This is a genomic window from Streptomyces sp. ISL-87, assembly GCF_018614095.1.
Taxonomy (GTDB): Bacteria; Actinomycetota; Actinomycetes; order Streptomycetales; family Streptomycetaceae; genus Streptomyces.
This window is the reverse complement of record NZ_JAGGOY010000058.1, coordinates 15,152-40,567: the sequence shown is the minus strand read 5'-3', so window position 1 is coordinate 40,567 and position 25,416 is coordinate 15,152. Positions and strand designations below refer to the sequence as shown.

Genomic DNA, 25,416 nt, shown 5'->3' with positions numbered 1-25,416 from the left:
GAAACGTGCCCTCTCGGAAACGTGCCCCCTCGGCTGCCGGGCCACGGGCGGTTCATCGCCCGGACCCCGCTGAGCTGGGACGACGTATCGGAGACGGTTTCGGGTGAGTCCGGGCGGTTACTCTTGAAAGGCGTGCTGCTTCTGCGGCGCGCCTTTCGTCTTACAAGGAGTACCTGCCATGGCCCGCCCTGTTCCGGGAGAGCTCACTTTCGTCGCCCCTCGTGGAGCGAAGAAGCCGCCCCGGCACCTCGCCGACCTGACGCCGGCCGAGCGCCGCGAGGCGGTCGCCGCGATCGGTGAGAAGCCGTTCCGGGCCAAGCAGCTCTCGCAGCACTACTTCGCGCGGTACGCGCACGACCCGGCCGAGTGGACGGACATCCCGGCGGGCTCCCGCGAGAAGCTCCAGCAGGAGCTGCTGCCGGACCTGATGAACGTCGTCCGGCACATCTCGTGCGACAACGACACCACCCGCAAGACCCTGTGGAAACTGCACGACGGCACGCTCGTCGAGTCCGTGCTGATGCGCTACCCCGACCGGGTCACCATGTGCATCTCCTCGCAGGCCGGATGCGGCATGAACTGCCCGTTCTGCGCCACCGGGCAGGCCGGCCTCGACCGGAACCTGTCCACCGCCGAGATCGTGCACCAGATCGTGGACGGCATGCGCGCCCTGCGCGACGGCGAGGTCCCCGGCGGCCCCGCCCGGCTGTCCAACATCGTCTTCATGGGCATGGGCGAGCCGCTGGCCAACTACAACCGCGTCGTCGGCGCCATCCGCCGCCTCACCGACCCCGAGCCCGACGGTCTCGGCCTGTCGCAGCGCGGTATCACCGTCTCGACCGTCGGTCTGGTCCCGGCGATGCTGCGCTTCGCCGACGAGGGCTTCAAGTGCCGCCTCGCCGTCTCGCTGCACGCGCCGGACGACGAGCTGCGCGACACCCTGGTGCCCGTCAACACCCGGTGGAACGTGCGCGAGGTGCTGGACGCGGCCTGGGAGTACGCGGACAAGTCCGGCCGCCGGATCTCCATCGAGTACGCCCTGATCCGCGACATCAACGACCACGCCTGGCGCGGTGACCTGCTCGGCAAGCTGCTCAAGGGCAAGCGCGTGCACGTCAACCTCATCCCGCTGAACCCGACCCCGGGCTCCAAGTGGACCGCCTCGCGGCCCGAGGACGAGAAGGCCTTCGTGGAGGCCATCGCCCGGCACGGCGTGCCGGTGACCGTACGGGACACCCGCGGCCAGGAGATCGACGGCGCGTGCGGGCAGCTGGCGGCCTCGGAGCGCTAGATTTCGCGCTTCATCGGCGCTTCATCGCCTTGGTTCGGCCGCGGGGTACCCTGTGGCCGAACCAATGCATATTCCGACAGGGGAGCGCCACAGCGCTGAGAGTGCGGTAACCGTCATCCGCAGACCCTCTGAACCTCGCCCCGGTCATTCGGGGTAGGAAGTTCGGTCATCACTCAAGCTGTAGCGCCCTGCCTGGCGTCCGCTCGAACAGAGCGCCGGGCAGGGCCGCGTCTTCTCCTGGACATCCCAGGAGGAATTCACCAGTGAGCACCACCAGGAAGATCGCGGGCGCCGCGCTCGTGGCCGCGCTCGGCGTCACGACGCTCAGCGCCTGCGGCGGGGACGCCAAGGACAAGTCGGCGGGCGCGAGCGACGCCCCCAAGTCCAAGACCATCACGCTCGTCTCACACGACTCTTTCAACGTGACCGAAGCGGTCCTCAAGGAGTTCGAGCAGCAGAGCGGCTACACCGTGAAGGTGCTGAAGTCCGGCGACGCCGGCGCCGCCCTGAACCAGGAGATCCTCACCAAGGGCTCGCCGCGCGGCGACGTCTTCTTCGGTGTCGACAACACCCTGCTCTCCCGCGCCCTCGACAACGGCATCTTCACGCCGTACGAGGCCAAGGGGCTGGGCGAGGTGAAGCCCGAGTACGTGCTGGACAAGGAGCACCGGGTCACCCCGATCGACTCCGGCGACATCTGCGTCAACTACGACAAGGCCTACTTCGCCGACAAGAAGATCGCCCCGCCGCAGACGCTGGACGACCTGATCAAGCCGGAGTACAAGAACCTGCTGGTCACCGAGAACGCCGCGACCTCCTCGCCCGGCCTCGGCTTCCTCCTCGCCTCCGTCGGCAAGTACGGGGACGATGGCTGGAAGGACTACTGGAGCAAGCTCAAGGCGAACGGCGTCGAGGTCGTCGACGGCTGGGAGCAGGCGTACAACGAGCGCTTCTCCGGCTCCGCGGGCGGCAAGAAGGCCAAGGGCGACCGCCCGCTGGTCGTCTCCTACGCCTCCAGCCCGCCCGTCGAGGTGCTGTACGGCGAGCCGCAGCCGGCCGAGGCCCCGACGGGTGTCTCCACCGGCACCTGCTTCCGTCAGGTCGAGTTCGCGGGTCTGCTGAAGGGCGCGAAGAACGAGGAGGGCGGCAAGGCCCTCATCGACTTCCTGATCAGCAAGAAGTTCCAGGAGGACATGCCCCTCCAGATGTTCGTGAACCCGGTGACCAAGGACGCGAAGCTGCCGGAGCTGTTCACGAAGCACGGTGTGGTCATCGAGAAGCCGGAGACGGTCGCTCCCGACGCCATCGCCAAGAACCGTGACCAGTGGGTCAAGGCATGGTCCTCGCTCGTCGTGAAGTAGTACGGGAGAGCAGTGCCCCGAAGGAGGGCGCGCGGGCCACGGCCGTCAGGCTGAGCCTGATGGCCGTCCCGCTCGCCTTCTTCGGGCTGTTCTTCGCCTATCCCGTCGCCGCGATCGTCGGGCGCGGGCTCAAGACCGACTCCGGCTGGCAGTTCGGCCGGATCGGCGAGGTACTGGCCCGGCCCGACATCGCCGACGTGCTGTGGTTCACCACCTGGCAGGCGCTCGCGTCGACGGCGCTCACGCTGCTGATCGCGCTCCCCGGCGCGTATGTCTTCGCGCGCTTCGAATTCCCCGGCAAGCAGCTGCTGCGGGCGGTGGTCACCGTTCCGTTCGTGCTGCCGACCGTGGTCGTCGGCACCGCCTTCCTGGCCCTGGTCGGGCGGAACGGGCTGCTCGACGAGGTATGGGGGATCCGTCTCGACACCACCGTGTGGGCGATCCTGCTCGCGCACGTGTTCTTCAACTACGCCGTCGTCGTACGGACGGTCGGCGGGCTCTGGGCACAGCTGGACCCGCGCCAGGAGGAGGCCGCCCGGGTGCTGGGCGCGGGCCGGTTCGCGGCCTGGCGGCGGGTGACGCTGCCCGCGCTGGCGCCGGCCGTGGCCGCCGCCTCGCTGATGGTGTTCCTGTTCACCTTCAGCTCCTTCGGCGTCGTGCAGATCCTCGGCGGGCCCTCGTACTCCACCCTGGAGGTGGAGGTCTACCGGCAGACCGCGCAGCTCCTGGACCTGCCGACGGCCGCCGTACTGACGATGGTGCAATTCGTGGCGATCGGCGCCGTCCTAGCCGTGCACTCCCGGACCGTGCGCAGGCGGGAGACCGCGCTGCGGCTGGTGGACCCGGGGCGTACGGCGCACCCGCCGCGCGGCTGGGCGCAGCGGTCGCTGCTGGGCGCGATGATGCTGACGGTGGCGCTGCTGATCGTGCTGCCGCTGGGTGTGCTGGTGGAACGGTCCTTCGATGCGCCCGGCGGGTACGGGTTCGGCTTCTACGAGGCGCTCCAGGACGCGAGCGGCGGGACCTTCCTCGTGCCGCCGCTTGAGGCGATCTGGAACTCCCTGCAGTACGCGCTCGCCGCCACCGCGATCGCCCTGCTCATCGGGGGCCTGGCGGCCGCGGCGCTGACCCGGCGCGGGGGCCGCTTCGTGCGTGGGTTCGACGCGCTGCTGATGCTCCCGCTGGGGGTGTCGGCGGTGACCGTGGGCTTCGGGTTCCTGATCACCCTGGACGAGCCGCCGCTGGACCTGCGGACCTCGTGGATCCTGGTGCCGCTGGCGCAGGCGCTGGTGGGCGTGCCGTTCGTCGTACGGAGCATGCTGCCGGTGCTGCGCGCCGTGGACGCACGGCTCCGGGAGGCGGCCGCGGTGCTCGGCGCGTCGCCGCTGCGGGCGTGGCGGGAGGTGGACCTGCCGTTGGTGCGCCGGGCGTTGCTGATCGCCGCCGGGTTCGCCTTCGCGGTCTCGCTGGGGGAGTTCGGCGCGACCGTCTTCATCGCCCGGCCGGATCAGCCGACGCTACCGGTGGCCGTGGCACGGCTGCTGGGGCGGGCCGGGGAGATGAACTACGGGCAGGCGATGGCCCTGAGCACGATTCTGATGCTGGTGTGCGCGGTGTCCCTGCTGGTGCTGGAGCGGCTGCGACCCGACAAGACCTCGGGAGAGTTCTGATGACGCTGCTGCGACTGGAGGATGTGTCGGTCCGCTTCGGGGAGCGTGCGGTCGTGGACGCCGTGGACCTGGAGGTCGCCGAGCACGAGATCGTGTGCGTGCTCGGGCCGAGCGGAAGCGGGAAGTCCACCCTGCTGCGGGTGGTGGCCGGGCTCCAGCAGGTCTCGGGCGGGCGGGTGCTCCTCGGGGGCGCCGATCAGGCCGGGGTGCCGGTGCACCGGCGGGGCGTGGGCCTGATGTTCCAGGACCACCAGCTGTTCCCGCACCGGGACGTCGGCGGGAATGTCGCCTTCGGGCTGCGGATGCGCGGCGCCGGGCGGGGGGCGTACGAGGCCCAGGTCGCGGAGTTGCTGGAGCTGGTCGGGCTTCCCGGCGCCCAGGGCCGCGCGGTGGCCTCGCTGTCGGGCGGTGAGCAGCAGCGGGTGGCGCTGGCCCGGGCGCTGGCGCCGTCGCCGCGGCTGCTGATGCTGGACGAACCTCTGGGGCAGCTGGACCGGGGGCTGCGGGAGCGGCTGGTGGTGGAGCTCCAGGGGCTGTTCTCCCGGCTGGGCACGACGGTGCTGGCGGTCACGCACGATCAGGGGGAGGCGTTCGCGCTGGCCGACCGGGTGGTGGTGATGCGGGACGGGCGGATCGCGCAGGCGGGCACGCCGCTGGAGGTGTGGCGGCGGCCGGCGTCGGAGTTCGTGGCGCGGTTCCTCGGGTTCGAGAACGTGGTGCCGACGGTGGTGTCCGGCGGTGCCGCCGATACGCCGTGGGGCAAGGTTCCGGTGCCGGCCGGGTCCCCGGAGGGGGAGCAGCGGCTGCTGGTCCGGCCCGCCGGGGTGGTCCTCGGGGAGGGGCTGGCCTGCGTGGTGGAGGCGCGGACCTTCCGGGGGACGCATGTGGCGTTGCTGCTGCGGCCGGAGGCGGGGCCGGTGCTGGAGGCCGAGTGCGGGCTGGCCGGGGCCCCGTCGGTGGGCGACCGGGTCGCGGTGTCGTTCACCCCGTCCGAGGTGGTCGTCCTCCCGGCGGGCTGACCGGCGCCCGCGGAGCGGGGCGGGTCCGGCGCAGGGCTCCCAGGTAGACCCCGGCGAGGATCAGCGGGGTCCCCAGCAGCAGTGCGGCGGTGAGCGGTTCGTCGTCGAGCCAGGCGGAGGCCATGATGGCGACGACGGGAACCACGACGAACGCGTACGCGGCCCGGGACGCGCCCCAGTGCTGGATCACCAGCAGGTAGAACACGAAGGTGAGCACCGAGCCCGCCACGACCAGGTACGCGAGCGCCCACCAGGTCGTGGCGCGCTCCGGGAGCACCCAGCGGTAGCCCGCGATGAGGGATCCGGCGAACAGGGCGACGGCCCCGGCCGCCATCCCCACCGCGTTCATGGCCACCGGGTGAACCCTCGGCAGCCGCTGTACCATCACGGCCGCCTGTGCGAACGAGAGCACGCTGCCGAGCAGGGCCAGGAAGGACAGCAGGGGCACCGACCCGCGCAGGGTCGCCTGGGAGATCACCGCGACCCCGGCGACGGCGAGCAGCGTGCCGGCGACCGCCGTGGCGCGGAATCGTTCCTGCCCTTGCAGGACCGAGAGCATCAAGGTGACGAGCGGGACCAGCGCGAGCATGGTCTGCCCCAGACCCGCGTGGATCTCCACCAGGGCGTAGTACGTGAGCGCGAAGGTGACCCCGAAGTTCAGCAGCCCGAACGCCACCGCGCCGCCGAGCGCCTTCCCCCGCGGCCACGGCAGCCGCAAGACGGCCATCACCGCGAACAGAACGACCGCCGCGGCGCCGAAGCGGAGGGCGGCGCCCCAGAGCGAGTCGAGCTCGCGGACGCAGAGCCTGATCCCGACGGCGTTCCCCCCGGCCAGTACGGAGCCCGCCACGAAACAAGCGGGCGCCACCCGGTCGCGACGTTGGTCCATCACTCCACGGTAGGCCGCCCGGAAGAGCCGCGCCTGCGTCTGGGTGGCGCCGCCTGATCTTGTGCGCGCCTGCGTCTGGGTCTGCGCTGGCGCCCGGGCGGCCCGGCCGGAGCACGTACCCGGGAAGGCCGGCCCGCGCTTCAGCGAAGGCCGGGCCCGCGTTTCAGCGAAGGCCGGGCCCGCGTTTCAGCGAAGGCCGGGCCCGCGTTTCAGCGAAGGCCGGGCCCGCGCTTCAGCGAAGGCCGGGCCCGCGCCTCAGCGAACCGGCACCGGGGCCGGGGTTTCCGTCGGGGCGTCGGCCCCGTCGTGGTTGCCGTACCAGGCGACCGCCACCGCGCCGGTCACCGCCAGGACGAAGCCGAGCACGGCCAGCCAGGCCAGGCCCGGGCGGGACGCGTCGCCGAGCCACAGCACGCCGATCGCGCCCGGGAGCACCGTCTCGCCTACGACCAGGGCCGCCGTCGCACCGTTCACCGAGCCGATCTGGAGGGCGACGGTGTGCAGGTACATGCCGCCGACGCCCGCCACCAGAATGGCGTAGAGGGCCGGGTCGGCCAGCAGGGCGCCTAGGTCGAACGGCTCGACACCGTCGAGGATGCGGACGCCGACGCCGAGCGCGCCGAAGGCCAGGCCGGACAGCAGGCCCGCCATGATCGCCGCCCGGGCGCCCAGGAACCGGGTCGCCACCGTGCCGCCCACGATGATCAGGAGCGTCACCGCGAGCAGCCACCAGTGGGTGGACATCGGGGCGTGGTGCCCGCCCTCGTGGCCCGCGGCCGTGGCCAGCAGCACCAGCGCCGTGCAGACGACCCCGATGGACGTCCACTCCTTGCGGGTCAGCCGGATGCCCAGCATCTTCACGCTCAGCACCGCGGTGATCACCAGGTTGGCGCTGATCACCGTCTGGGAGAGGAAGAGCGGGAGCAGCCGCGCCGCGAGGGCGCCGAGGGCGAAGCCGACGAAGTCCAGGATCGTGCCGAGGATGAACTCCCAGGTCATCGCCGCCTTGGCCGTGGAGGACAGGTTCGGTCCGCCGTGCTGGGTCACCCCGGCGTCGGCCGGCGACATACGGGCGGCCCGGCGGGAGCCCACGGCTTGGAGGACGGATCCCGTGCCGTAGCAGATGGACGCCGCGACAGCGGTCAGCAGGCCTATGAGCACCAAGGGCTCCGTTCGCTTCTGGCAGGTTTTGCGTTACATCTGCCAGACGTGAGAACGGCCCGGGAAGTTGCTTCCCGGGCCGTGCCGATTGCGGGCGGGCTCAGCGCATGGCCGCGAGCGCCGCCGGCACCTCGCCCACCGAGTCGACCAGCGCGATCCGGGACTCCATGCCCCGGCCGCGCGCCAGCGCCTGGAGCAGCGGCCAGGCCGGCAGGTGCTCCGTCCAGTGCGTACGGTCCACCAGGACCATCGGGGTCGGCTCCCCGCGCGACTCGTAGTAGTTCGGGGTCGCGTTGTCGAAGATCTCCTGCACGGTGCCCGCCGCGCCCGGCAGGAACACCACGCCCGCATTGGACCGGGCCAGCAGCCCGTCCTCCCGGGTGGCGTTCGCGAAGTACTTGGCGATGTGGCCCCCGAACGCGTTCGGCGGCTCGTGCCCGTAGAACCAGGTCGGGATGCCCACCGAGTCACCACCGGCGGGCCAGCGCTCCCGTACCGCGAAGGCCGCCCGCGCCCAGTCGGACACCGAGGGGGCGAAGGACGGGGCCTTGGCCAGCAGCTCCAGCGCCTCCCCGAGGGCCTCGTCCGCCGCCGGGGCCAGGTAGGCGCCGAGGTTCGCCGCCTCCATCGCGCCGGGGCCGCCGCCGGTGGCCACGGTCAGCCCGGACCGCGTCAGTGTCCGGCCGAGTTCCGCCGCGCCGCGGTACTCGGTGCCGCCGCGGGCCATGGCGTGGCCGCCCATGACGCCCACCACGCGGGCACCGGCGAGGTGCTCGTCGAGGGCGTCGGAGATGGCGTCGTCGTGGACGGACCGGAGCATCGAGGAGAAGACGTCGCCATCGGCCTTGGTCTCCTGGAACCAGGCGTACGCCTGGGCGTCCGGGGTGGCCTCGTAGCCGGCGGGCAGTCCCGTGAACAGCTCGTCGGCCGTGTACAGCAGGCTGCGGTACGGGTTGAACGGCAGGTCGGGGACCGGCGGGAAGACCAGTGCGCCGTCGGCGCGCACCTTCACCGAGGCGTCGGGCTCCATCGCGCAGCCCAGGAACACGGCCGCCGAGGTGTCGGCGGACAGCAGCGCGAAGGTCCGCTCCAGCAGGTTGACCGACTGGATCCGGTAGCCGCTGAGCGAGCCGCGGGCCACGACCTGGTCGAATTCGGCGAGCGTCTCGATCTCGATGTCTGCGTTGACCATTCGGCCCACCCTAAGGGCTGCCCGCGTCAGCGGGTCAGGGCCAGCGACGTCAGCTGTGCCACACCCCAGCTGAGCGGTACGCATACGACCACCAGGGCGGTGGCCCGCAGGGTCGCGGCTGTACGGAGCACCGTGCCAGGTGTGCCAAGGCCGAGCAGGGTCTCGCGGGTGGCGGCGCGGGCCTGCCGGACCTCCACCGCCGATGTGAGCAGAGTCGCAGCCGCGCACAGCACCACCAGCGCGGCGGCGGGCCCGGTCAGCGGGCCCAGCGGAACGTGCAGCCCGCCCCGGTCGCGCAGGGCCCAGGCGGTGACGGCGCCGGCACCGACCGCGCACAGCGCCCCGAGGGGCCGGCCCAGCCGGGGTGCCTCCTCCTGGAGGGCCCGCCCGGCCAGCAGCCGCAGCGCCCCGGGGCGGACGGCCTGGATCAGGGTCCCGCCGGCGTAGGCCAGCCCGGGCCCGGCGAGGGCGAGCCCGACCGCGGTCAGCGACCAGCCGGCGGCCATCCCGGCGCTGCTCCGCCCCGCAGCCGCTTCCACGGCGAGCCCGCAGGCGGTGATGGCGATGCCCCAGGGCAGTCCGGTCTGCGGGGCCAGGGGAGTGTGCGGGCGCAGGGCGAGGGCGGTGGCGGCGGAGGCGGCCATCGGGATCAGGGCCAGCAGGGTGAGGGCGGCCGCCACGGGCAGCGGCCGGTCGGCGTGCAGCAGCCCGGCCCCGGCTCCGTCGAAGGGCAGCCCGGCGAGGTCCCCCCGTAGATGCAGGAAGGCGGCCAGGGCCAGGGAGCTGCCCAGGGTGCACGCGACGGCGGTGGAGATCGCTCCGACCAGGGTGAGCCGAACAGGGCCCAGCCCGGCGGCGTCCATCCCCTCCCGGGGCCGGGCCGCCGGGTCGGTCCGGGCCACGGCGACGGCGAACTGCACGGTGACGGCGAGCGGGATCAGGGCCCACAGCAGCTGCGGGAACGATCCGCCGGGGCGGGCCGTGGCCCCCGCGAGGACGTACAGCAGCAGGAACCCGGCCCCGGCCGAGGCGGCCGCGACGAGCAGTCGGCGCAGCTGGACCAGCGGCCGGGAGCCGCGGACTAGGCGGAGAGCGAGCACGCGGCCTGGTCCTCCAGGTTCTCGGCGGAGGCGGAGGAAGCGGAGGCCGACGCAGCGGTAGCGGGCGCCGATGACGACGCGGCGGAAGCGGCCGACGCGGAAGGAGCGGCGGCGGTCGCCGCGGCGGCGCCGGCCGGGCGGCCGTCCACCAGGGCGACCCGGCGGTCGGCGGCGGCCGCGGTCTCCTCGTCGTGGGTGGCGAAGAGCACGGTGATTCCGTGCGAGCGGGCCGCCGTGGTCAGCGTACGGAGCAGCAGGGAGCGCTCGGCCCGGTGCAGCGGGGCGGTGGGCTCGTCGGCGAAGATCACCGCGGGCTCGTTGACGAGGGCCCGGGCCAGGGTGACCCGCTGGGACTCGGCCCGGCTGAGGGCGCCGGGGCGCTTGCGGGCGAAGCCGCCGATGTCGAGCCGGTCCAGCCATTCGCAGGCGGCGCGTTTGGCGGCGCGATGCGGGGCGCCGGCGATCAGCAGAGGCAGCGCGGCGTTCTCCCACACCTTGAGCTCGGGCAGCAGCTGGGGCTCGGGGCCGATCCAGCCGAACCGGTCGCGGCGCAGCCGTTGGCGGGCCACGGCACCCATGGTGTGCACGGGCACGCTGTTGAACCAGACCTCGCCCTGGTCGGGAACCAGCTGCCCGTACAGACAGCGCAGCAGGGTGGTCTTGCCGCTGCCGCGCGGGCCGGTCAGGGCCAGGATCTCGCCTTGGCGGACGCCGACCGAGACCCCGATGAGGCCGGGCGAACCGCTGTGGGAGTAATGAAGGGACCGTGCCCAGAGGACGTCATTGTCAGGCGGGGCATTGTCCGGTGGAGCCACCATGGCGTACACCTCCGTCCGGGGGAACGAAGCGGAGCCCGCTGAAGTCACTGGCGCCGCACTGAGATGTAAAGAGATGAACGTCTTGGATGGTGACAGCACACGGCCCGGACCCCCGCGTTCTCACTCGAACGGGGGATCCGGGCCGTGTGGTTCGCCCTATTTACTGCTGGGCTCCAGCGGCTGGGCACAGCATTTACTGCTGGGTTCCACTGCTGGGCACAGCTTTAGAGCTTGGTCCACGCCTCGGTGAGCACCGAGCGCAGGATCCCCTCGATCTCGTCGAAGGTGCCCTGGTCCGCGGTCAGCGGCGGGGCCAGCTGGATGACCGGGTCGCCTCGGTCGTCGGCCCGGCAGTACAGGCCGTTGTCGAAGAGCGCCTTGGAGAGGAAGCCGTAGAGCACGCGCTCCGTCTCCTCGTCCGTGAAGGACTCCTTGGTGTTCTTGTCCTTGACGAGCTCGATGCCGTAGAAGTAGCCGTTGCCGCGGACGTCGCCGACGATCGGCAGGTCGTGCAGCTTCTGCAGCGTCGAGAGGAAGGCGCCCTCGTTGTCCAGCACGTGCTGGTTGAGGCCTTCCTTGTCGAAGATGTCGAGGTTGGCGAGCGCCACCGCCGAGGACACCGGGTGTCCGCCGAAGGTGTAGCCGTGCAGGAAGGTGTTGTCACCCTTGTAGAACGGCTCCGCGAGGCGGTCCGAGATGATGCAGGCACCGATCGGGGAGTAGCCCGAGGTCATGCCCTTGGCGCAGGTGATCATGTCCGGGACGTAGTCGAACTTGTCACAGGCGAACATCGTGCCCAGGCGGCCGAAGGCGCAGATCGTCTCGTCGGAGACGAGCAGCACGTCGTACTCGTCGCAGATCTCGCGGACCCGCTGGAAGTACCCGGGCGGCGGCGGGAAGCAGCCGCCGGCGTTCTGCACCGGCTCCAGGAAGACGGCGGCGACGGTGTCGGCGCCCTCGAACAGGATCTCCTGCTCGATCTGGTCGGCGCACCAGCGGCCGAAGGCCTCGGGGTCGTCGCCGTAGATCGGGGCGCGGTAGATGTTGGTGTTCGGCACCTTGTGCGCGCCGGGGACCAGCGGCTCGAAGGGGGCCTTCAGGGCCGGCAGACCGGTGATCGACAGGGCGCCCTGCGGGGTGCCGTGGTAGGCGACCGCGCGCGAGATGACCTTGTACTTGGTGTGCTTGCCCTGGAGCTTGAAGTACTGCTTGGCGAGCTTCCACGCGGTCTCGACGGCCTCGCCGCCACCGGTGGTGAAGAAGACCTTGTTCAGGTCGCCCGGGGCATAGTGGGCGAGGCGCTCGGCGAGCTCCACGGCCTTGGGGTGCGCGTACGACCAGATGGGGAAGAACGCGAGTTCCTGCGCCTGCTTGTAGGCGACCTCGGCCAGTTCCTTGCGGCCGTGACCGGCGTTGACCACGAACAGTCCGGCGAGACCGTCCAGGTAGCGCTTGCCCTTGTCGTCGAAGATGTAGGTGCCTTCACCCCGCACGATGGTGGGGACGGGCGAGTTCTCGTACGACGACATGCGGGTGAAGTGCATCCACAGGTGGTCGTACGCGGTCTTGGAGAGGTCCTGGCTCACGGGCTATCGAGTTCCCCACATGTAGGTCTGCTTCTTCAGCTTCAGGTAAACGAAGCTTTCGGTGGATCGCACGCCGGGGAGCGCGCGGATCTTCTTGTTGATCGTTTCGAGTAGGTGGTCGTCGTCCTCGCAGACGATTTCCACCATCAGGTCGAACGAGCCCGCGGTCATCACCACGTACTCGCACTCGGCCATCGCGGTCAACGCGTCGGCCACGGGGTCGAGGTCTCCCTCGACGTTGATACCGACCATCGCCTGGCGCCGCAGGCCCACGGTGAGCGGGTCGGTGACGGCGACGATCTGCATGACGCCCTGGTCGAGCAGCTTCTGCACGCGCTGGCGCACGGCTGCCTCCGACAGGCCTACGGCCTTGCCGATCGCTGCGTAGGGACGGCGACCGTCCTCCTGCAGTTGCTCGATGATCGCCAGGGACACAGCATCGACCGAAGGGGACGGTTGTCTGTTCCTGGAATCTGCGCTTCGACTGACCACACCCTCACTGTGCACGAGGAGTCGTCTGTTCCGCAAGACGGAATCGATGAAATCCGTTGTTTGAAGACTCTGATCTCACTGATTTCGTAGTTCATGGCGTCTGCCCCTGTCGAAAGCGTCCGCCGAGGGGCTAGGCTTGGGAATCGTCTCAATCATTGGACATGTGATCAGGAGAGTGGCTGTAGTGACCACCGAACTGCGTCGTCTGCGCAACTACATCGGCGGGGAGTTCAAGGCCGCCGCCGACGGGCGGACCACCGAGGTGGTCAACCCGGCCACCGGCGAGGTGTACGCCACCGCTCCGCTGTCGGGCCAGGCCGACGTGGACGCGGCCATGGCCGCGGCCGCCGCCGCCTTCCCGGGCTGGCGCGACACCACGCCCTCGAACCGGCAGAAGGCCCTGCTGAAGATCGCGGACGCCTTCGAGGCGCGCGCGGACGAGCTCGTCGCCGCCGAGTCGGAGAACACCGGCAAGCCGCTGGGCCTCACGGCCAGCGAGGAGCTGCCGCCGATGGTGGACCAGATCCGCTTCTTCGCGGGCGCGGCCCGCCTGCTCGAAGGCCGCTCGGCCGGCGAGTACATGGAGGGGATGACCTCGATCATCCGCCGTGAGCCCGTCGGCGTCTGCGCCCAGGTGGCGCCGTGGAACTACCCGATGATGATGGCCGTGTGGAAGTTCGCCCCGGCGATCGCCGCGGGCAACACCGTGGTGCTCAAGCCCTCGGACACCACCCCGGCCTCCACGGTCCTGATGGCCGAGATCATCGACTCGATCCTGCCCAAGGGCGTCTTCAACGTCGTATGCGGCGACCGCGAGACCGGCAAGGCCATGGTCGAGCACTCCACCCCGGCGATGGCCTCCATCACCGGCTCGGTGCGCGCGGGCATGCAGGTCGCCGAGAGCGCCTCCAAGGACGTCAAGCGCGTCCACCTGGAGCTGGGCGGCAAGGCCCCGGTCGTGGTCTTCCAGGACGCCGACATCGCCAAGGCGGTCGAGGACATCGCCGTCGCCGGCTACTTCAACGCCGGCCAGGACTGCACCGCGGCCACCCGCGTGCTCGTGCACGAGTCGATCCACGACGAGTTCGTGGCCGCGCTCGCCAAGGCCGCCGCCGACACCAAGACCGGCCAGCCGGACGACGAGGACGTGCTGTACGGCCCGCTGAACAACCCGAACCAGCTCAAGCAGGTCGCGGGTTTCATCGAGCGGCTCCCCGCCCATGCCAAGGTCGAGGCGGGCGGCCACCAGGTCGGCGAGAAGGGCTACTTCTACGCCCCGACCGTGGTCTCCGGCCTGAAGCAGGATGACGAGATCATCCAGAACGAGGTCTTCGGCCCCGTCATCACCGTCCAGTCCTTCACGGACGAGTCCCAGGCCCTGGAGTACGCGAACGGCGTCGAGTTCGCCCTCGCCTCCTCGGTGTGGACCAAGGACCACGGCCGCGCGATGCGCATGTCCAAGAACCTCGACTTCGGCTGCGTGTGGATCAACACCCACATCCCGCTCGTCGCCGAGATGCCCCACGGCGGCTTCAAGAAGTCCGGCTACGGCAAGGACCTCTCCGCCTACGGCTTCGAGGACTACACCCGCATCAAGCACGTCATGACGTCGCTCGACGGCTGATCACAACAGAGTTCTGATCACAACAGAGTTCTGATCGCAACAGAGTTCTGACGGGGCGGGCAGTAGACAACATGTCTATTGCCTGCCTCTTCGTCCGCCTGGGCTGGGCCCAGAAGATGGACCGCTCGGCCCAGTCCAACGTGGCCGCCCACCTCGACCCGCAGCTTCGGTCCCCCGCCTTCGACGAGGGGCGCCTGCACACCGTGCCCTGGCAGTCGGGGATCACCGGCATCGCCTACAACCGCAAGGCCCTGGGCCGGGAGATCAAGTCCGTCAAGGACCACAACCCGGATATCGAGTTCGTGGTCCCCGAGGAGGGCGCTGAGCTCTGGGCGGAGAGTCTGCTGGTCCCCAACCTCGCCCGGCACAAGGCCAATGCCGAGGCCCTGATCGACTACTACTACGACCCGGAGGTGGCCGCCGATCTCGCCGCCTCCGTCAACTACGTCTGCCCCGTGCCGGCCGCCCGCGAGGTCCTCGCCGCCTCCGACGACAAGGAGACCGCCGAGCTGGCCGAGAACCCGCTGATCTTCCCCGACGGCGACATGCGCAAGAGGCTCGTCGTGGCCCGGGACTCCTCGGCCGAACGCCAGTCCTTCGCCAAGCGCTGGAACTCCATCGTCGGACTCTGAGAACGCCGCCGGTTGGTGATCACGGTCCGGCCACAAGAACTGAACGGGTTCAGGAAGTGGTCTGAACGTGTTCAGAATTCGGCGTAGGCTTCCTTCCATGAGCGAGAGAAGCGCCCTTCAGCGGCGGATCCGTGCCTGGCTGGCCCTGTTCATCGTCTGTCTGGTGCTCAGTGGGCTCACGGCCTTCCCCCTGGTCAGTGAGCTCCACTGGGCCAACTCCCTGGTGTCCCACACATGGCTGCGGCGGGTGGGGGACGGCCTGAACCAGGCCGACGCGGACTACCCCTTCCTCCTCTACGGCACCGACTGGCTCGCCTTCGCCCACCTGGTGATCGCCGTCTTCTTCTACGGGGTCCACCGCGACCCCGTACGCAACATCTGGATCATCGAGGCGGGCATGATCGCCTGCGCCGGAGTCATTCCGCTGGCCCTGATCTGCGGCCCCATCCGGGGCATCCCCTTCTGGTGGTCGGTCATCGACATGTCATTCGGTGTCTTCGGCGTGATCCCCCTGCTGGTCCTGCGCCGCATGATCAAGCGCCTGGAGACGCTGCAGGGGTCCACCGCCCCCGCTCCGAACCCTGTCTCCACCCCGGCCTAGATGACTGGGGCCATTTGCCTTCCAGTGCCGCTACCAGTTCGGGCAGGCCGCCGCCGGCCATGACGAGGGCCAGGTGGTCGTGGAAGTCCCGACTGCTGACGATCAGGCCGTCGCGGACCCGCAGCACCTGGATGTTGGCGGCCTCGAAAGTCCGATTGGTCACCCGGTGGTGCACGCGGTAGTCGAACTCGGCGACGACCACCTCCGCGTCGTCGGCTTCCCGGACGACTACGTTCGCCGGGTTCAGCTCGCTCTTCCGGCACTTCCCGACCAAGGAGGCGCTGCTGGAGGCCGTGATGGTGCGCAGGCTGGAGACCATGGCAGCCCAGACCGCGCAGGTGGCCGCCGAGGCGGGGCCCACCGAGGCCTTCTTCGCCTGCTTCCGCCTGGTAGTGGAACAGTCCGCGGGCAAGAACGAGTTCACCCAGGCGCTCGGCGCAGCCGGGGTGGACGCACATGCGTCCTTGCAGGAGCCGACCATGGAGATCCAGACCCGGCTGACCGAGCTGCTGGCCGGGGCACAACAGGCCGGTGCGGTCCGCCCGGAGCTGGGCCTGCCAGAGCTCATCGCCCTCCTGGCCGGCACCACCAGGGCACTGGAGCAACTCGGAGCTGATCCGGTACCCCGGGAGCTGATCTTCAAGGTGGTCTTCGACGGGCTGCGGCCACGCTGAATCAATCATCCAGGCCGGTTACTTGGCGAAGGCCGCCATGACGATCCCGAGGGCCACCGGGTTCATGTCCTGCCCCTTGGCGTTCGTGGAGTTGACGGAGTAGACCAAGGTGCGGGAGAGGTCGCGGGTCGCGCCTATCGCGGTGTTGTAGCCGTGCCGGCCACCCGACTTGCCCCAGGCGACCGTGCCGTCCGGCAGGACTATCCTGGACATGCCCGCGGTCAGTGTGGCGTCCTTCCCGGAGGCGAAGTCCTTCACCTCCGGAACCGTGAACATCTCCTCCAGCTGCGCCTTCGGCACGATCCGGCCGCTGAACAGGGCCACGGTGAAGCGCTCCAGATCCGCCGTGGTCGAGATGATGTCACCGGCCGCCCAACGGTCCGAGCTGTTCCACACGGAGACATCGCGCAGTGCCCTCGACCCGTCCGGCCGCGGCACCGCCTGGTAGCCGTGGTTGTACGGGCCCTGGATCCGCGTCTGCGTCCGCCCGGGGAAGGACGTCTGGCGCAGGCCCAGGGGCTGAAGGATCCGCCGGGCGACCGAGGCCTCGTAGCTCGTACCCGTCACCTTCTCTATGAGCACACCGAGCACGGTGTAGTTGATGTTCAGGTAGTGCTGCGCCGTGCCCGGCTCGAACTCCGGCCCCTTTGCCACGGCGTTGGCGATCTGTTCGCGCGGATCGGTCACATCGAAACGGTGCTCCCACTGCGCCTCGAACGCGTCGCCCGGTCCGTCGGCCGCCTGGATGCCGCTCGTGTGGTTCAGCAGCTCGCGCACCGTGACGGGCGCGAACGCATCGGGGAAGGTCCCCGGCAGATACTCCTGCACCGGCCTGTTCAGATCGAGCTTGCCCTCGGCGGCACGCGGTGCACCGTCGCCTCCAGCGCCGCCGGCAGCCCGCGCACCGCGCCCGTCCGCTCGTACGACACCTCCAGCCCGCTGCCCCGCACCCGCTCCAGCAGCCCCGCCAGCTCCTCGATCCCGGGCTGGGGCCGACGCGGCGCGACCTCGTCCGGGCGGTCCGTGCGCAGCACCCCCAGCATCGTCCGCAGCTGCGCCATCGCGTCCCGCCCCGTCTCGGCGATCGCGTCGAAGGCCGCCTCCGCCCGCTCGGGAGCCCGGCGTACGGCCACCGGACCGGCCTCCGCCTGCACGATCATGATGCTGACCGCATGCGACAGGATGTCGTGCATCTCCCGGGCTATCCGGGCCCGTTCGCGCGCCGCCGCCTGCTCCGCCTCGATCCGGTTCGCCCGCTCCAGCTCGGCGGCCCGGGCCTCGATGGCCTCCGTATAGGCCTGCCGCGTGTGCTGGAGCCGCCCCAGGGCGTAGGCCGCCGCGGAGACGAACAGCGTGAACAGCAGCTCCCGCGCCGTCCCCGTCTCCCACCCCACCGACAGCGCGACCGCCGCCACCGAGGCGAGCCCCACACTCACGCGGACCCGAACGGTGCACTGAAGGGCCACCGTGTAGAAGGCGATGAGCCCCGCATACGGCAACGGCTGGCCCGGACCGTCCAGCGCGACCTTGTACACACCGCCCACGATCAGAATGGCGGCCAGTACGGCCACCGGCGCCCGCCGCCGCCACACCAGCGGCAGCACGGCGAGCGTGGTCATCCCGTACGAGGCCCAGGTCACGGGCGGCAGGTCGGCCGCCCGGGGCACCACGAACGGCATGGTCACCGCCAGCTGCACCAGCAGCGTCAGCCCCAGGTCCCGCCACCGCGGATCGGCGCGCCGGATCCGCTCCCGGATCCGCTCCCCCCAGGCGCGTATCACCGCCCGAGCTCGGTCCGTACGGCGGCCAGCGCGTCCACCCGGTTCGTGGTGACGGAGTCCACCCCGGCGGCGATGAGGCCGCGCATCGTCCGCTTGGTGTCCGCCGTCCAGGCCGACACCAGCAGGCCGTCCCGGTGCAGGGCGTCCACCAGCTCCCGGCTGACCAGCCCGAACCGGTAGTTGAGCCAGGCCGGGGCCACCGCGTCGATCAGCACCCGGCGCGGCGGGGACAGGGTGGTCCAGGTCAGCGCGATCTCCGCACCCGGGTCGGCGGCGCGCACGGCCAGCATGGTGGCCGGGCCCGCGCAGTAGTACGTACGCTCGCGCGCCCCGCATTCGCGGACCAGGTCGACGACGGTCCGTACACCCTCGAACGTGGCGCCCGGCAAGTCGATCATCACCCGGCCCGCGCCGGCGGCCGCCAGGGCCTCGCGCAGCGTCGGGATCCCGCCCTCCGCCAGCTCCTTCAGCTGCGGGGCCGTGACGGCGTCGAGCCGTACGTCATGGCCCCACAGCCGCTGGAGCTTCTCGTCGTGGAGCAGGACCGGCACCCCGTCGCGGGTCAGCCGTACGTCGATCTCGACCGCGTCCGCCCCGCGCGTGAAGGCGGAGCGGATCGAAGACAGGGTGTTCTCACGGACACGGTAGGGATCGCCGCGGTGGCCGACGGCAGTCAAGGTGCGCATGGCCCCTATTCTGCGCAGGCGTCAGGAGGCCAGCCACGTGTCGGTGTACGTGTCGATCTCCGCGTTCAGCTTCGTCTTGCCGGCCGCGTCCAGGAAGGAGGCCTCGACGGCGTTCTTCGCCAGTTGTGCCAGCCCGCGCTCGTCGAGGTCGAGGAGCCGGGCGGCGACCGCGTACTCGTTGTTGAGGTCGGAGCCGAACATCGGCGGGTCGTCGCTGTTGATGGTGACGAGCACGCCCGCCGCGACCATCTCCTTGACCGGGTGCCGGTCGAGGTCGGTCACCGCGCGGGTGGCGATGTTGGAGGTCGGGCAGACCTCCAGCGCGATCCGGTGCTCGACGAGGTACGCGAGGAGCTCGGGGTCCTGGGTGGCGCTGGTGCCGTGGCCGATGCGCTCGGCCCCCAGCTCGCGGATCGCGTCCCAGACGGTCTCCGGGCCGGTGGTCTCGCCGGCGTGCGGCACGCTGTGCAGGCCGGCGGCCCGGGCCTGGTCGAAGTAGGGCTTGAACTGCGGGCGCGGGACACCGATCTCGGGGCCGCCGAGGCCGAAGGAGACCAGGCCCTCGGGGCGCAGATCGACGGCGAGGCGCGCGGTCTCGGCGGCGGCCTCCAGGCCGGCCTCGCCGGGGATGTCGAAGCACCAGCGCAGGATGACGCCGAGCTCGGCCTCGGCGGCCTTGCGGGCGTCCTCGATGGCCTCCATGAAGGCCTTCTCCTCGATGCCGCGGCGGGTGGAGGAGAACGGGGTGATGGTCAGCTCGGCGTAGCGGATGTTCTGCCGGGCCATGTCGCGCGCGACCTCGAAGGTGAGGGTGCGTACGTCGTCGGGGGTGCGGATCAGGTCGACGACCGACAGGTAGACCTCGATGAAGTGCGCGAAGTCGGTGAAGGTGAAGTAGTCGGCGAGGGCCTCGGGGTCGGTGGGCACCTTCGAGTCCGGGTGTCGGGAGGCGAGTTCGGCCACGATGCGCGGTGATGCCGAGCCGACGTGGTGGACGTGGAGTTCAGCCTTGGGCAGCCCCGCGATGAAGGGGTGCAGGTCGGGCATGAGAGGGCCTCCGGGGGAACGCTGTGCGGACGGATCGGGCTTCATCGTAGGCAGGCCCCGGGACTGTCGGTGGCAGCGCTTAGCATGGCTGTACGAGAGGGGGGCGCCGCATGACCGACCACAGCCCCGAGCCGCGAGACCCCTGGGCGCCGCCGGAGCGGCCGGCGGTCGATCTGGGGAAGCAGCAGGGCACGCCGGGTATGTCGGGGGCTCCGTCCGGGGCGCCCGCGCCGGCTGGGCCTTCCGATTCCTCCGGGCCTTCCGTGCACGATCAGCAGACGATCGCCGGGATGCCGGGGGCCGAGATACCGCCGCCCGCCGCGCAGCCTCAGACACCGGGACCTTCGCCTGCGAGCTACGGGTACCAGGCCCAGCACGACCAGAGCGGTTACGGCTACCCCGGTGGCGGGCCGCAGGCCGCCGCCGGGTACGGCTATCCGGCCTACCCCGGCTACCAGGGTTACCCGGGCTCCGCCGCGTACCAGCCCTACGGCGCCCAGCCGAGCAACGGCTTCGGTGTCACCGCGCTCGTCCTCGGCATCCTCTCCGTCGTCGGCTGCATCGCCAGCTTCTTCTCGGTCGCGCTGGGCATCGGGGCGGTCGTCTTCGGCGCCCTGGGCCGCGGCAAGGCGAACCGGGGCGAGGCGACCAACGGCGGTATGGCGCTGGCCGGCCTCATCCTCGGCGCGGTGGGCATCGTGCTGGGCGGGCTCGTCGTTCTGGTCATGATGTTCGGCCTGCTGGCCGACCTCGGGGACATAGACTCCGACCCCGACTACGACAGCCCGTACTCGAACACGCAGGTCCACGAAAGAATCTGACGGAAAGTCACTGCCACGGCCAGTCGGCGTTCTGGCCGCTCTCGATCAGGGAGACCATGCGGAACGCCGCATCGGTGAGCCCGCCGAAGGTGTGCCGGTTCGCGGAGCCGGCGGGCGCGTGGCCCACCCGGTATCCGGCCAGGTTCCAGGTGTACACCGGGACCGTGTCCGGGACCAGGGCCGTCGGGTCGCCGCCGTAGTGGTACGTGGCCTGCTCGTCCGTGACGATCAGGACCCGGTCGTGTCCCCGGTAGTGCGCTCGCACGGCCTCGGCGGTGTAGGTGCCGCCGAGGTCCTCGAACTCCTTCAGCACCCTCAGCACGGACTCGCCGCGCTGGTACGCGACGGCCTTGCTGGTGGTGCCGAACTGCACCAGGTCCGCCTGCTCGGCCCGCATCGCCAGCGCGGTACCGAAGATCGCCGCCGCGTCGGCCCGGTTGAGCTCCGAGCGGTCCGACAGCCGGGTCCACATGGACCCGGACCGGTCGACGAGGATCAGCGTCCGGCCGGACAGCGCCGGTACGGATCCCAGCGAGTGGCCGAGCGCCAGCTCCAGCGGGTATGCCCAGCGCAGCGACGGGGCGTGCTGGTAGGCGGCGAGGTAGCGGAAGGGGAACTGCCGGGACCGGGCGACGACCTCCGGGTCGGAGAGCTTCGCCGCGACCCGCGAGGCCACGAGGTCCGAGACTCCGGCCTGGTCGAAGTTGCGCAGGTTCCGCAGCAGCGCCATGGGGCCCATGGACGGGATGACTGCCTCCCAGGCGGCCGCGTCCATCGGGCCCTGGAGCCACCCGGCGAGAGCCTCCCAGGTCATGCCCGCCGCGGCGAGCCGGTCGGCGCCGTCCGGCGCGGTGACCACGGCCCGGCGCTTGTCCACGGGCAGCTCCATGAGCTCCCGGTGGGCCGCCAGGGTGCGGTTCCCGGCCGGCGCCTCGGCCGTCTCCGGGCTGTGCCGGCGGTCGAGGGCGTACCGGAACAGCTCGCCCTGCCAGGCCTTGGCCGGGTCGGGGGAGGCGTGCACGAGGTTGAGCACGTCGCCGAAGCGGAAACCCTTGGACGCGGTGTCGTACTTCAGCAATGAGCTGCCGGAGTAGAGCCGGCGTACGGCGTCTGCGATACCGCGCTTGACGGGCTTGGGCACGTTGCGCCCGTACGTCGCCGTCCAGTAGGCCAGCAGCTCACCGGGCTCGTCCGCGCGGCGCAGTACGGAGTCCACGACCTGGCGGTTCGACGGCCCCTCGGTCACCCCGGCGTCGAGCCGTGCCTTGACGTACTCGGCGGCGCCGACGAGCGAGGCGGTACGCATGTTGCCGTCGCCCCGGAGCCAGCCGAGCAGGCCGGCGGTCCACGCCGGGTCTTCGACGGCGAGCGTGCGCACGAGCGCGGCGAAACGGTCGTCGCGGTCCTGTGCGCCCTCGTAAGCGGTGCGCTGCGTCACGAAGTTGGCGACGGCGAGCAGGAACAGCTCCGAGCGCGGATCGCGGACGTAGCCGGGGCTGCCGTGGTGGTTGGCGGCGCGGCGGCCGGTGGACCGCACGGGCGAGGCCGGTGAAGTGGGCGCGGCTGTCGCGGACTTGGACGACCGCAGGTTGAAACGAGCCATGTGAATCCCCCCGAATTCAACAGAAAAGGGAGGAGGCGTGACGTGCGGAATGCCCGAGATCGGAGTCGGCGACGGACTATGTCGACTGCTCTACCAACTGAGCTACCGGCCGAAGCCGGGCGGGACTCGAACCCGCGACCCGTTGATCCGGAAGTAACCGTTGCCTGCGCACCGGGCATCCCGCACGCGGGCCTCCCGAGATCAAGGTGGCGGCGGCTTGGGTTTCTCTGCAAAAGAAGGAGCCGCAGCCCGCGCACCGGGAGGTGCGTGACGTAGGTGTCCAGAGATCGAGGCGGCGAAACCACGTGGTGCTCTGCCAACTGAGCTACACCGGCCTGAACCGGCGACGGGACTCGAACCCGCGACCTCCCCATTAAGAGTGGAAGTAGGTCTCGCCTTCGCACCTGGACGTTCACGACCTTATGCGGAGCCGGGCGGCCGCCGCGACGGGTTTTCCCGGCTCAGTCCTCCGCTGCCGTGAGCAGCGTCGGCACCATGACGGCGTCCCGGGCAGGACTGCGCGGCAGCGGTACCCAGACGAGCCCGACCATCCGGGGACAGTCGCAGCGCAGGCCCTCGTCCACACCCAGCCGGGGCTCGCCGGGGGCGACATCCACGCGGAAGCAGGAGGTCCAGCCCGAGGGGTACGGCGCGTCGTACGCGTACCGCACGTCCAGGGCGCGCAGGCCCACCTCCTCGGCCACCTCGCGCCGGACGGCGTCCTCAAGCCGCTCCCCGGCCTCGACCCCGCCGCCGGGCAGGGTCCAGTACTCCGGCCCGTCGTGCCGGCCGGCGGGCCCCCTGCCGCGCTCTCGGACCATGAGCACGCAGCCGTCCCGGATGATCACCGCGGCGACCCGGCGCCGGTCCGGCATCCGGCCCTCCGCCGACCGGCCATCCGGCATCCGGCCCGCAGCGACTGGGCTCTCCGCGACTGGGCCCTCCGCGACTGGGCCCTCACTCACGCGGCCCTCCGCTGGGCGGCTCTCAGCGACTGGGCCCTCCGCTGGGCGGCCCTCCGTCACAGGGCCCCCCGCTGAGCGGCCCCCCGCTGAGCGGCCCTCCGTCACGCCGTGCCCGCCTGCGACGCCCGCAGGCGGGCTCGGGCCTCCATCAGCGCGAAGCCCAGCAGGTTCAGCCCGCGCCAGCGGGCCGGGTCCAGCGCGCCCTCGTCATCGGCCGTCAGGCCGATGCCCCAGATGCGGTCCAGCGGGCTCGCCTCCACCAGCACCCGGTCCCCGGTGCCCAGCAGGTACGCGCGGAGCGCCGGATCGGAGCCGAACTTGTGCACGCTGCCCTCCACGACCAGCGCGTAGCGCTCCCGCTCCCAGACCGCGTCGTCGAAACCGCGCACCAGCCGCCCGGCCTTCTTCGCCTCCGCCGGGGTCTTCGCCTCCAGCGCGGCGCGCTCCGCGTCCGAGTCCCCGAACAGCCGGGCCTTGCCGGCCATCATCCAGTGCTCAGCCGTGTCATAACGGACGTCACCCACGGTGAAAGGGGACGGCCACCACTGGCTCATACAGCTCGGTCCGAGGGTCCCGTCGGGCCTCGGCCGGTGCCCCCAGAAGGGCAGGAACTTCACCCGCTCACCACGGCTGACCTGCCCGATCAGTTTGTCGATCATCTCCATGCACGCGAGTCTGACACCCGCCACTGACAGTTCGTACGGGATTTGGGGTGTGCCTCGACACATGGTCGACCGATTCCGTCGCGTAATCAAAAGGCAACAACGGAATCCCTTGGCGGAGGGGAACACCTCTGTCAGGATCGGCACTCAATTCGAGCTGTAGCTACGGAGAGCGTGAGAGCGTGATGGGTAACCGCTTCCAGGTTAAGGACCGCTTCGCAGACGGCGCGCAGTACATCGACGGGCAGTTCAGGTCCGGCACCTCAGGACGGTCGCACACCGTCGTCGACCCCGCCACCGGCGACGAGGTGCTCACGTACGAACTGGCGAGCACGGCGGACGTCGACGCGGCCGTCGCCGCCGCCAAACGGGCCTTCCCGGCCTGGTCGGGCGCCACCCCCGGCGACCGCTCGGACGCGCTGCACCGGCTGGCCGCCGTACTGGCCGAGCAGGCGGAGGACTTCGCGTACGCCGAGTCCCTCCAGTGCGGCAAGCCGATCAAGCTGTCCACGGAGTTCGACGTACCGGGGACCATCGACAACACCGCCTTCTTCGCGGGCGCCGCGCGTCACCTCCAGGGGCAGGCGGCCGCCGAGTACTCCGGCGACCACACCTCTTACGTCCGGCGCGAGGCCATCGGGGTCGTCGGTTCCATCGCGCCCTGGAACTATCCGCTCCAGATGGCCGCCTGGAAGATCCTCCCGGCCATCGCCGCGGGCAACACCATCGTCCTCAAGCCCGCCGAGCTCACCCCGCTGACCTCCCTGATGTTCGCCCAGGCGGCGAAGGACGCGGGCCTGCCCGACGGCGTGATCAACATCGTCACCGGCGCCGGCCGGGACGCGGGCGAGCACCTGGTCGGCCACCCGGACGTAGTCATGACCTCCTTCACCGGCTCCACCGCGGTCGGCAAGCGGGTCGCCGAGATCGCCACCGCCACCGTCAAGCGGCTCCACCTGGAGCTCGGCGGCAAGGCACCGTTCCTCGTCTTCGACGACGCCGACCTGGAGGCCGCCGCGCACGGCGCCGTCGCCGCCTCCCTCATCAACACCGGCCAGGACTGCACGGCCGCGACCCGCGCCTACGTCCAGCGCCCCCTGCACGACGCCTTCGTCGCCCGCGTGGCCGAGCTGATGGAGACCGTCCGGCTCGGCGACCCCTTCGCGTCCTCCACCGACCTCGGCCCGCTGGTCTCGCACGCCCAGCGCGACCGGGTCGCCGGCTTCGTCGAACGGGCCCGCGGCTACGCGACCGTCGTCACCGGCGGCGAGATCCCGGGAGCCGGGGAAGGAGAACGCGATCTCGCCGAAGGCGCGTACTACCGGCCCACCCTCATCACGGACGCGGCCCAGGACAGCGAGGTCGTCCAGTCCGAGATCTTCGGGCCGGTCCTCGTCGTCCTGCCCTTCGACACCGACGACGAAGGCATCGCGCTGGCCAACGACACCCCGTACGGACTCGCCGCCTCCGCCTGGAGCCGCGACGTCTACCGGGCGAACCGCGCCACCCGCGAGATCAAGGCGGGCTGCGTCTGGGTCAACGACCACATTCCGATCATCAGCGAGATGCCGCACGGAGGCTACAAGGCGAGCGGCTTCGGAAAGGACATGAGCGCCTACTCCTTCGAGGAGTACACGCAGGTCAAGCACGTGATGTACGACAACACCGCGGTCGCCGCGAAGGACTGGCACCGCACAATCTTCGGGGACCGATAGTCACCCGGCCGCCCGACCAGCGGCCA

The 25,416-nt window shown here is 70.9% G+C and carries 23 protein-coding genes, 2 pseudogenes and 1 riboswitch; of the genes and pseudogenes, 10 read left to right on the top strand and 15 right to left on the bottom strand.

What is annotated here, in order from left to right:
• The first annotated feature begins 178 nt into the window (after window positions 1-178).
• From rlmN to J7I97_RS20800, 4 genes are all read left to right on the top strand, one after another.
• Entirely contained in the window at window positions 179-1,291 is a 1,113-nt protein-coding gene (gene rlmN / locus J7I97_RS20815; protein WP_214937081.1) for a 23S rRNA (adenine(2503)-C(2))-methyltransferase RlmN, read from the top strand.
• Window positions 1,292-1,359: 68 nt separating this feature from the next.
• Window positions 1,360-1,469: riboswitch (TPP riboswitch) on the top strand.
• An 85-nt stretch (window positions 1,470-1,554) separates the two neighbouring features.
• A complete protein-coding gene (locus J7I97_RS20810) occupies window positions 1,555-2,652 on the top strand; it encodes a thiamine ABC transporter substrate binding subunit (RefSeq protein WP_214937079.1) in 1,098 nt (365 codons plus the stop codon).
• 59 nt (window positions 2,653-2,711) lie between these two features.
• On the top strand, window positions 2,712-4,322 hold the full coding sequence (locus tag J7I97_RS20805; protein ID WP_214937077.1) for an iron ABC transporter permease: 1,611 nt from the start codon (window positions 2,712-2,714) through the stop codon (window positions 4,320-4,322).
• Window positions 4,322-5,341, top strand: coding sequence for an ABC transporter ATP-binding protein (locus J7I97_RS20800; protein ID WP_214937075.1), 1,020 nt, complete (start codon window positions 4,322-4,324; stop codon window positions 5,339-5,341). The genes J7I97_RS20805 and J7I97_RS20800 overlap by 1 nt, the downstream gene beginning before the upstream one ends.
• Here J7I97_RS20800 and J7I97_RS20795 read toward each other — a convergent pair.
• The 7 genes from J7I97_RS20795 to J7I97_RS20765 form a co-directional block, all read right to left on the bottom strand.
• Window positions 5,304-6,230 (bottom strand): DMT family transporter, encoded by a 927-nt coding sequence (locus J7I97_RS20795; protein ID WP_214937074.1) that lies wholly within the window; start codon window positions 6,228-6,230, stop codon window positions 5,304-5,306. The two genes, J7I97_RS20800 and J7I97_RS20795, sit on opposite strands and share 38 nt — an antisense overlap.
• 255 nt (window positions 6,231-6,485) lie before the next feature.
• Entirely contained in the window at window positions 6,486-7,391 is a 906-nt protein-coding gene (locus J7I97_RS20790; protein WP_214937072.1) for a hypothetical protein, read from the bottom strand.
• A 100-nt stretch (window positions 7,392-7,491) separates the two neighbouring features.
• Complete coding sequence (locus J7I97_RS20785) at window positions 7,492-8,583, bottom strand: LOG family protein (RefSeq protein ID WP_214937070.1); 1,092 nt, start codon at window positions 8,581-8,583, stop codon at window positions 7,492-7,494.
• 26 nt (window positions 8,584-8,609) lie between these two features.
• Window positions 8,610-9,683 carry a hypothetical protein gene (locus J7I97_RS20780; protein ID WP_214937068.1) on the bottom strand — a complete coding sequence of 358 codons (1,074 nt, stop codon included), beginning with the start codon at window positions 9,681-9,683 and terminating at the stop codon, window positions 8,610-8,612.
• On the bottom strand, window positions 9,665-10,501 hold the full coding sequence (locus J7I97_RS20775; protein WP_214937066.1) for an ABC transporter ATP-binding protein: 837 nt from the start codon (window positions 10,499-10,501) through the stop codon (window positions 9,665-9,667). Before J7I97_RS20775 ends, J7I97_RS20780 begins: the two co-directional genes overlap by 19 nt.
• A 224-nt stretch (window positions 10,502-10,725) precedes the next feature.
• Window positions 10,726-12,087 carry an aspartate aminotransferase family protein gene (locus J7I97_RS20770; RefSeq protein WP_214937064.1) on the bottom strand — a complete coding sequence of 454 codons (1,362 nt, stop codon included), beginning with the start codon at window positions 12,085-12,087 and terminating at the stop codon, window positions 10,726-10,728.
• 3 nt (window positions 12,088-12,090) lie between these two features.
• The gene (locus J7I97_RS20765) at window positions 12,091-12,594 is read right to left on the bottom strand and encodes an Lrp/AsnC family transcriptional regulator (RefSeq protein ID WP_214937061.1); all 504 of its coding nucleotides are present in this window, start codon (window positions 12,592-12,594) and stop codon (window positions 12,091-12,093) included.
• 169 nt (window positions 12,595-12,763) lie between these two features.
• Here J7I97_RS20765 and J7I97_RS20760 point away from each other — a divergent pair, with 169 nt between their 5' ends.
• The 3 genes and pseudogenes from J7I97_RS20760 (at window position 12,764) to J7I97_RS20750 (ending at window position 15,436) form a co-directional block, all read left to right on the top strand.
• A complete protein-coding gene (locus J7I97_RS20760; RefSeq protein WP_214937059.1) occupies window positions 12,764-14,203 on the top strand; it encodes a gamma-aminobutyraldehyde dehydrogenase in 1,440 nt (479 codons plus the stop codon).
• A 38-nt stretch (window positions 14,204-14,241) separates the two neighbouring features.
• Window positions 14,242-14,835: pseudogene (locus J7I97_RS20755) on the top strand (extracellular solute-binding protein); the annotation flags it as partial.
• A gap of 97 nt (window positions 14,836-14,932) precedes the next feature.
• Entirely contained in the window at window positions 14,933-15,436 is a 504-nt protein-coding gene (locus J7I97_RS20750) for a hypothetical protein (protein ID WP_214937058.1), read from the top strand.
• Here the strand turns inward: J7I97_RS20750 and J7I97_RS20745 are convergent.
• Complete coding sequence (locus J7I97_RS20745; protein ID WP_214937055.1) at window positions 15,369-15,755, bottom strand: nuclear transport factor 2 family protein; 387 nt, start codon at window positions 15,753-15,755, stop codon at window positions 15,369-15,371. The genes J7I97_RS20750 and J7I97_RS20745 overlap by 68 nt on opposite strands.
• Here J7I97_RS20745 and J7I97_RS20740 point away from each other — a divergent pair.
• Window positions 15,754-16,110, top strand: coding sequence for a hypothetical protein (locus J7I97_RS20740; protein WP_214937053.1), 357 nt, complete (start codon window positions 15,754-15,756; stop codon window positions 16,108-16,110). The two genes, J7I97_RS20745 and J7I97_RS20740, sit on opposite strands and share 2 nt — an antisense overlap.
• 18 nt (window positions 16,111-16,128) lie before the next feature.
• Here the strand turns inward: J7I97_RS20740 and J7I97_RS20735 are convergent, their stop codons facing one another.
• From J7I97_RS20735 to J7I97_RS20720, 4 genes and pseudogenes are all read right to left on the bottom strand, one after another.
• Complete coding sequence (locus tag J7I97_RS20735; protein ID WP_308363094.1) at window positions 16,129-16,938, bottom strand: serine hydrolase domain-containing protein; 810 nt, start codon at window positions 16,936-16,938, stop codon at window positions 16,129-16,131.
• A gap of 20 nt (window positions 16,939-16,958) precedes the next feature.
• Window positions 16,959-17,789, bottom strand: a pseudogene (locus tag J7I97_RS20730) (histidine kinase); the annotation flags it as partial.
• A 98-nt stretch (window positions 17,790-17,887) separates the two neighbouring features.
• Window positions 17,888-18,577, bottom strand: coding sequence for a glycerophosphodiester phosphodiesterase (locus J7I97_RS20725; RefSeq protein ID WP_214937051.1), 690 nt, complete (start codon window positions 18,575-18,577; stop codon window positions 17,888-17,890).
• Window positions 18,578-18,598: 21 nt separating this feature from the next.
• The gene (locus J7I97_RS20720; RefSeq protein WP_214937049.1) at window positions 18,599-19,624 is read right to left on the bottom strand and encodes an adenosine deaminase; all 1,026 of its coding nucleotides are present in this window, start codon (window positions 19,622-19,624) and stop codon (window positions 18,599-18,601) included.
• Between the two features lie 110 nt (window positions 19,625-19,734).
• Here J7I97_RS20720 and J7I97_RS20715 point away from each other — a divergent pair, with 110 nt between their 5' ends.
• Entirely contained in the window at window positions 19,735-20,445 is a 711-nt protein-coding gene (locus J7I97_RS20715) for a DUF4190 domain-containing protein (RefSeq protein WP_214937047.1), read from the top strand.
• Between the two features lie 7 nt (window positions 20,446-20,452).
• Here J7I97_RS20715 and J7I97_RS20710 read toward each other — a convergent pair whose 3' ends face one another.
• From J7I97_RS20710 to J7I97_RS20700, 3 genes are all read right to left on the bottom strand, one after another.
• A complete protein-coding gene (locus J7I97_RS20710; RefSeq protein WP_214937044.1) occupies window positions 20,453-22,048 on the bottom strand; it encodes a TROVE domain-containing protein in 1,596 nt (531 codons plus the stop codon).
• A gap of 461 nt (window positions 22,049-22,509) precedes the next feature.
• Complete coding sequence (locus tag J7I97_RS20705; protein WP_251049255.1) at window positions 22,510-22,923, bottom strand: NUDIX domain-containing protein; 414 nt, start codon at window positions 22,921-22,923, stop codon at window positions 22,510-22,512.
• A gap of 191 nt (window positions 22,924-23,114) precedes the next feature.
• A complete protein-coding gene (locus tag J7I97_RS20700; protein ID WP_214937042.1) occupies window positions 23,115-23,678 on the bottom strand; it encodes an NADAR family protein in 564 nt (187 codons plus the stop codon).
• Window positions 23,679-23,860: 182 nt separating this feature from the next.
• Between J7I97_RS20700 and J7I97_RS20695 the strand changes: the two genes are divergently transcribed.
• On the top strand, window positions 23,861-25,390 hold the full coding sequence (locus J7I97_RS20695; protein ID WP_214937116.1) for a gamma-aminobutyraldehyde dehydrogenase: 1,530 nt from the start codon (window positions 23,861-23,863) through the stop codon (window positions 25,388-25,390).
• The last annotated feature ends 26 nt before the right edge of the window (window positions 25,391-25,416 follow it).

Coding starts and splice junctions, on each gene's coding strand:
- J7I97_RS20795 (WP_214937074.1), bottom strand. CDS start 6,230: ATGGACCAACGTCGCGACCGGGTGGCGCCCGCTTGTTTCGTGGCGGGC.
- J7I97_RS20710 (WP_214937044.1), bottom strand. CDS start 22,048: ATGGCTCGTTTCAACCTGCGGTCGTCCAAGTCCGCGACAGCCGCGCCC.
- J7I97_RS20695 (WP_214937116.1), top strand. CDS start 23,861: ATGGGTAACCGCTTCCAGGTTAAGGACCGCTTCGCAGACGGCGCGCAG.
- rlmN (WP_214937081.1), top strand. CDS start 179: ATGGCCCGCCCTGTTCCGGGAGAGCTCACTTTCGTCGCCCCTCGTGGA.
- J7I97_RS20800 (WP_214937075.1), top strand. CDS start 4,322: ATGACGCTGCTGCGACTGGAGGATGTGTCGGTCCGCTTCGGGGAGCGT.
- J7I97_RS20805 (WP_214937077.1), top strand. CDS start 2,712: ATGGCCGTCCCGCTCGCCTTCTTCGGGCTGTTCTTCGCCTATCCCGTC.
- J7I97_RS20725 (WP_214937051.1), bottom strand. CDS start 18,577: ATGCGCACCTTGACTGCCGTCGGCCACCGCGGCGATCCCTACCGTGTC.
- J7I97_RS20705 (WP_251049255.1), bottom strand. CDS start 22,923: ATGCCGGACCGGCGCCGGGTCGCCGCGGTGATCATCCGGGACGGCTGC.
- J7I97_RS20775 (WP_214937066.1), bottom strand. CDS start 10,501: ATGGTGGCTCCACCGGACAATGCCCCGCCTGACAATGACGTCCTCTGG.
- J7I97_RS20785 (WP_214937070.1), bottom strand. CDS start 8,583: ATGGTCAACGCAGACATCGAGATCGAGACGCTCGCCGAATTCGACCAG.
- J7I97_RS20720 (WP_214937049.1), bottom strand. CDS start 19,624: ATGCCCGACCTGCACCCCTTCATCGCGGGGCTGCCCAAGGCTGAACTC.
- J7I97_RS20745 (WP_214937055.1), bottom strand. CDS start 15,755: ATGGTCTCCAGCCTGCGCACCATCACGGCCTCCAGCAGCGCCTCCTTG.
- J7I97_RS20740 (WP_214937053.1), top strand. CDS start 15,754: ATGGCAGCCCAGACCGCGCAGGTGGCCGCCGAGGCGGGGCCCACCGAG.
- J7I97_RS20700 (WP_214937042.1), bottom strand. CDS start 23,678: ATGGAGATGATCGACAAACTGATCGGGCAGGTCAGCCGTGGTGAGCGG.
- J7I97_RS20715 (WP_214937047.1), top strand. CDS start 19,735: ATGACCGACCACAGCCCCGAGCCGCGAGACCCCTGGGCGCCGCCGGAG.
- J7I97_RS20750 (WP_214937058.1), top strand. CDS start 14,933: ATGAGCGAGAGAAGCGCCCTTCAGCGGCGGATCCGTGCCTGGCTGGCC.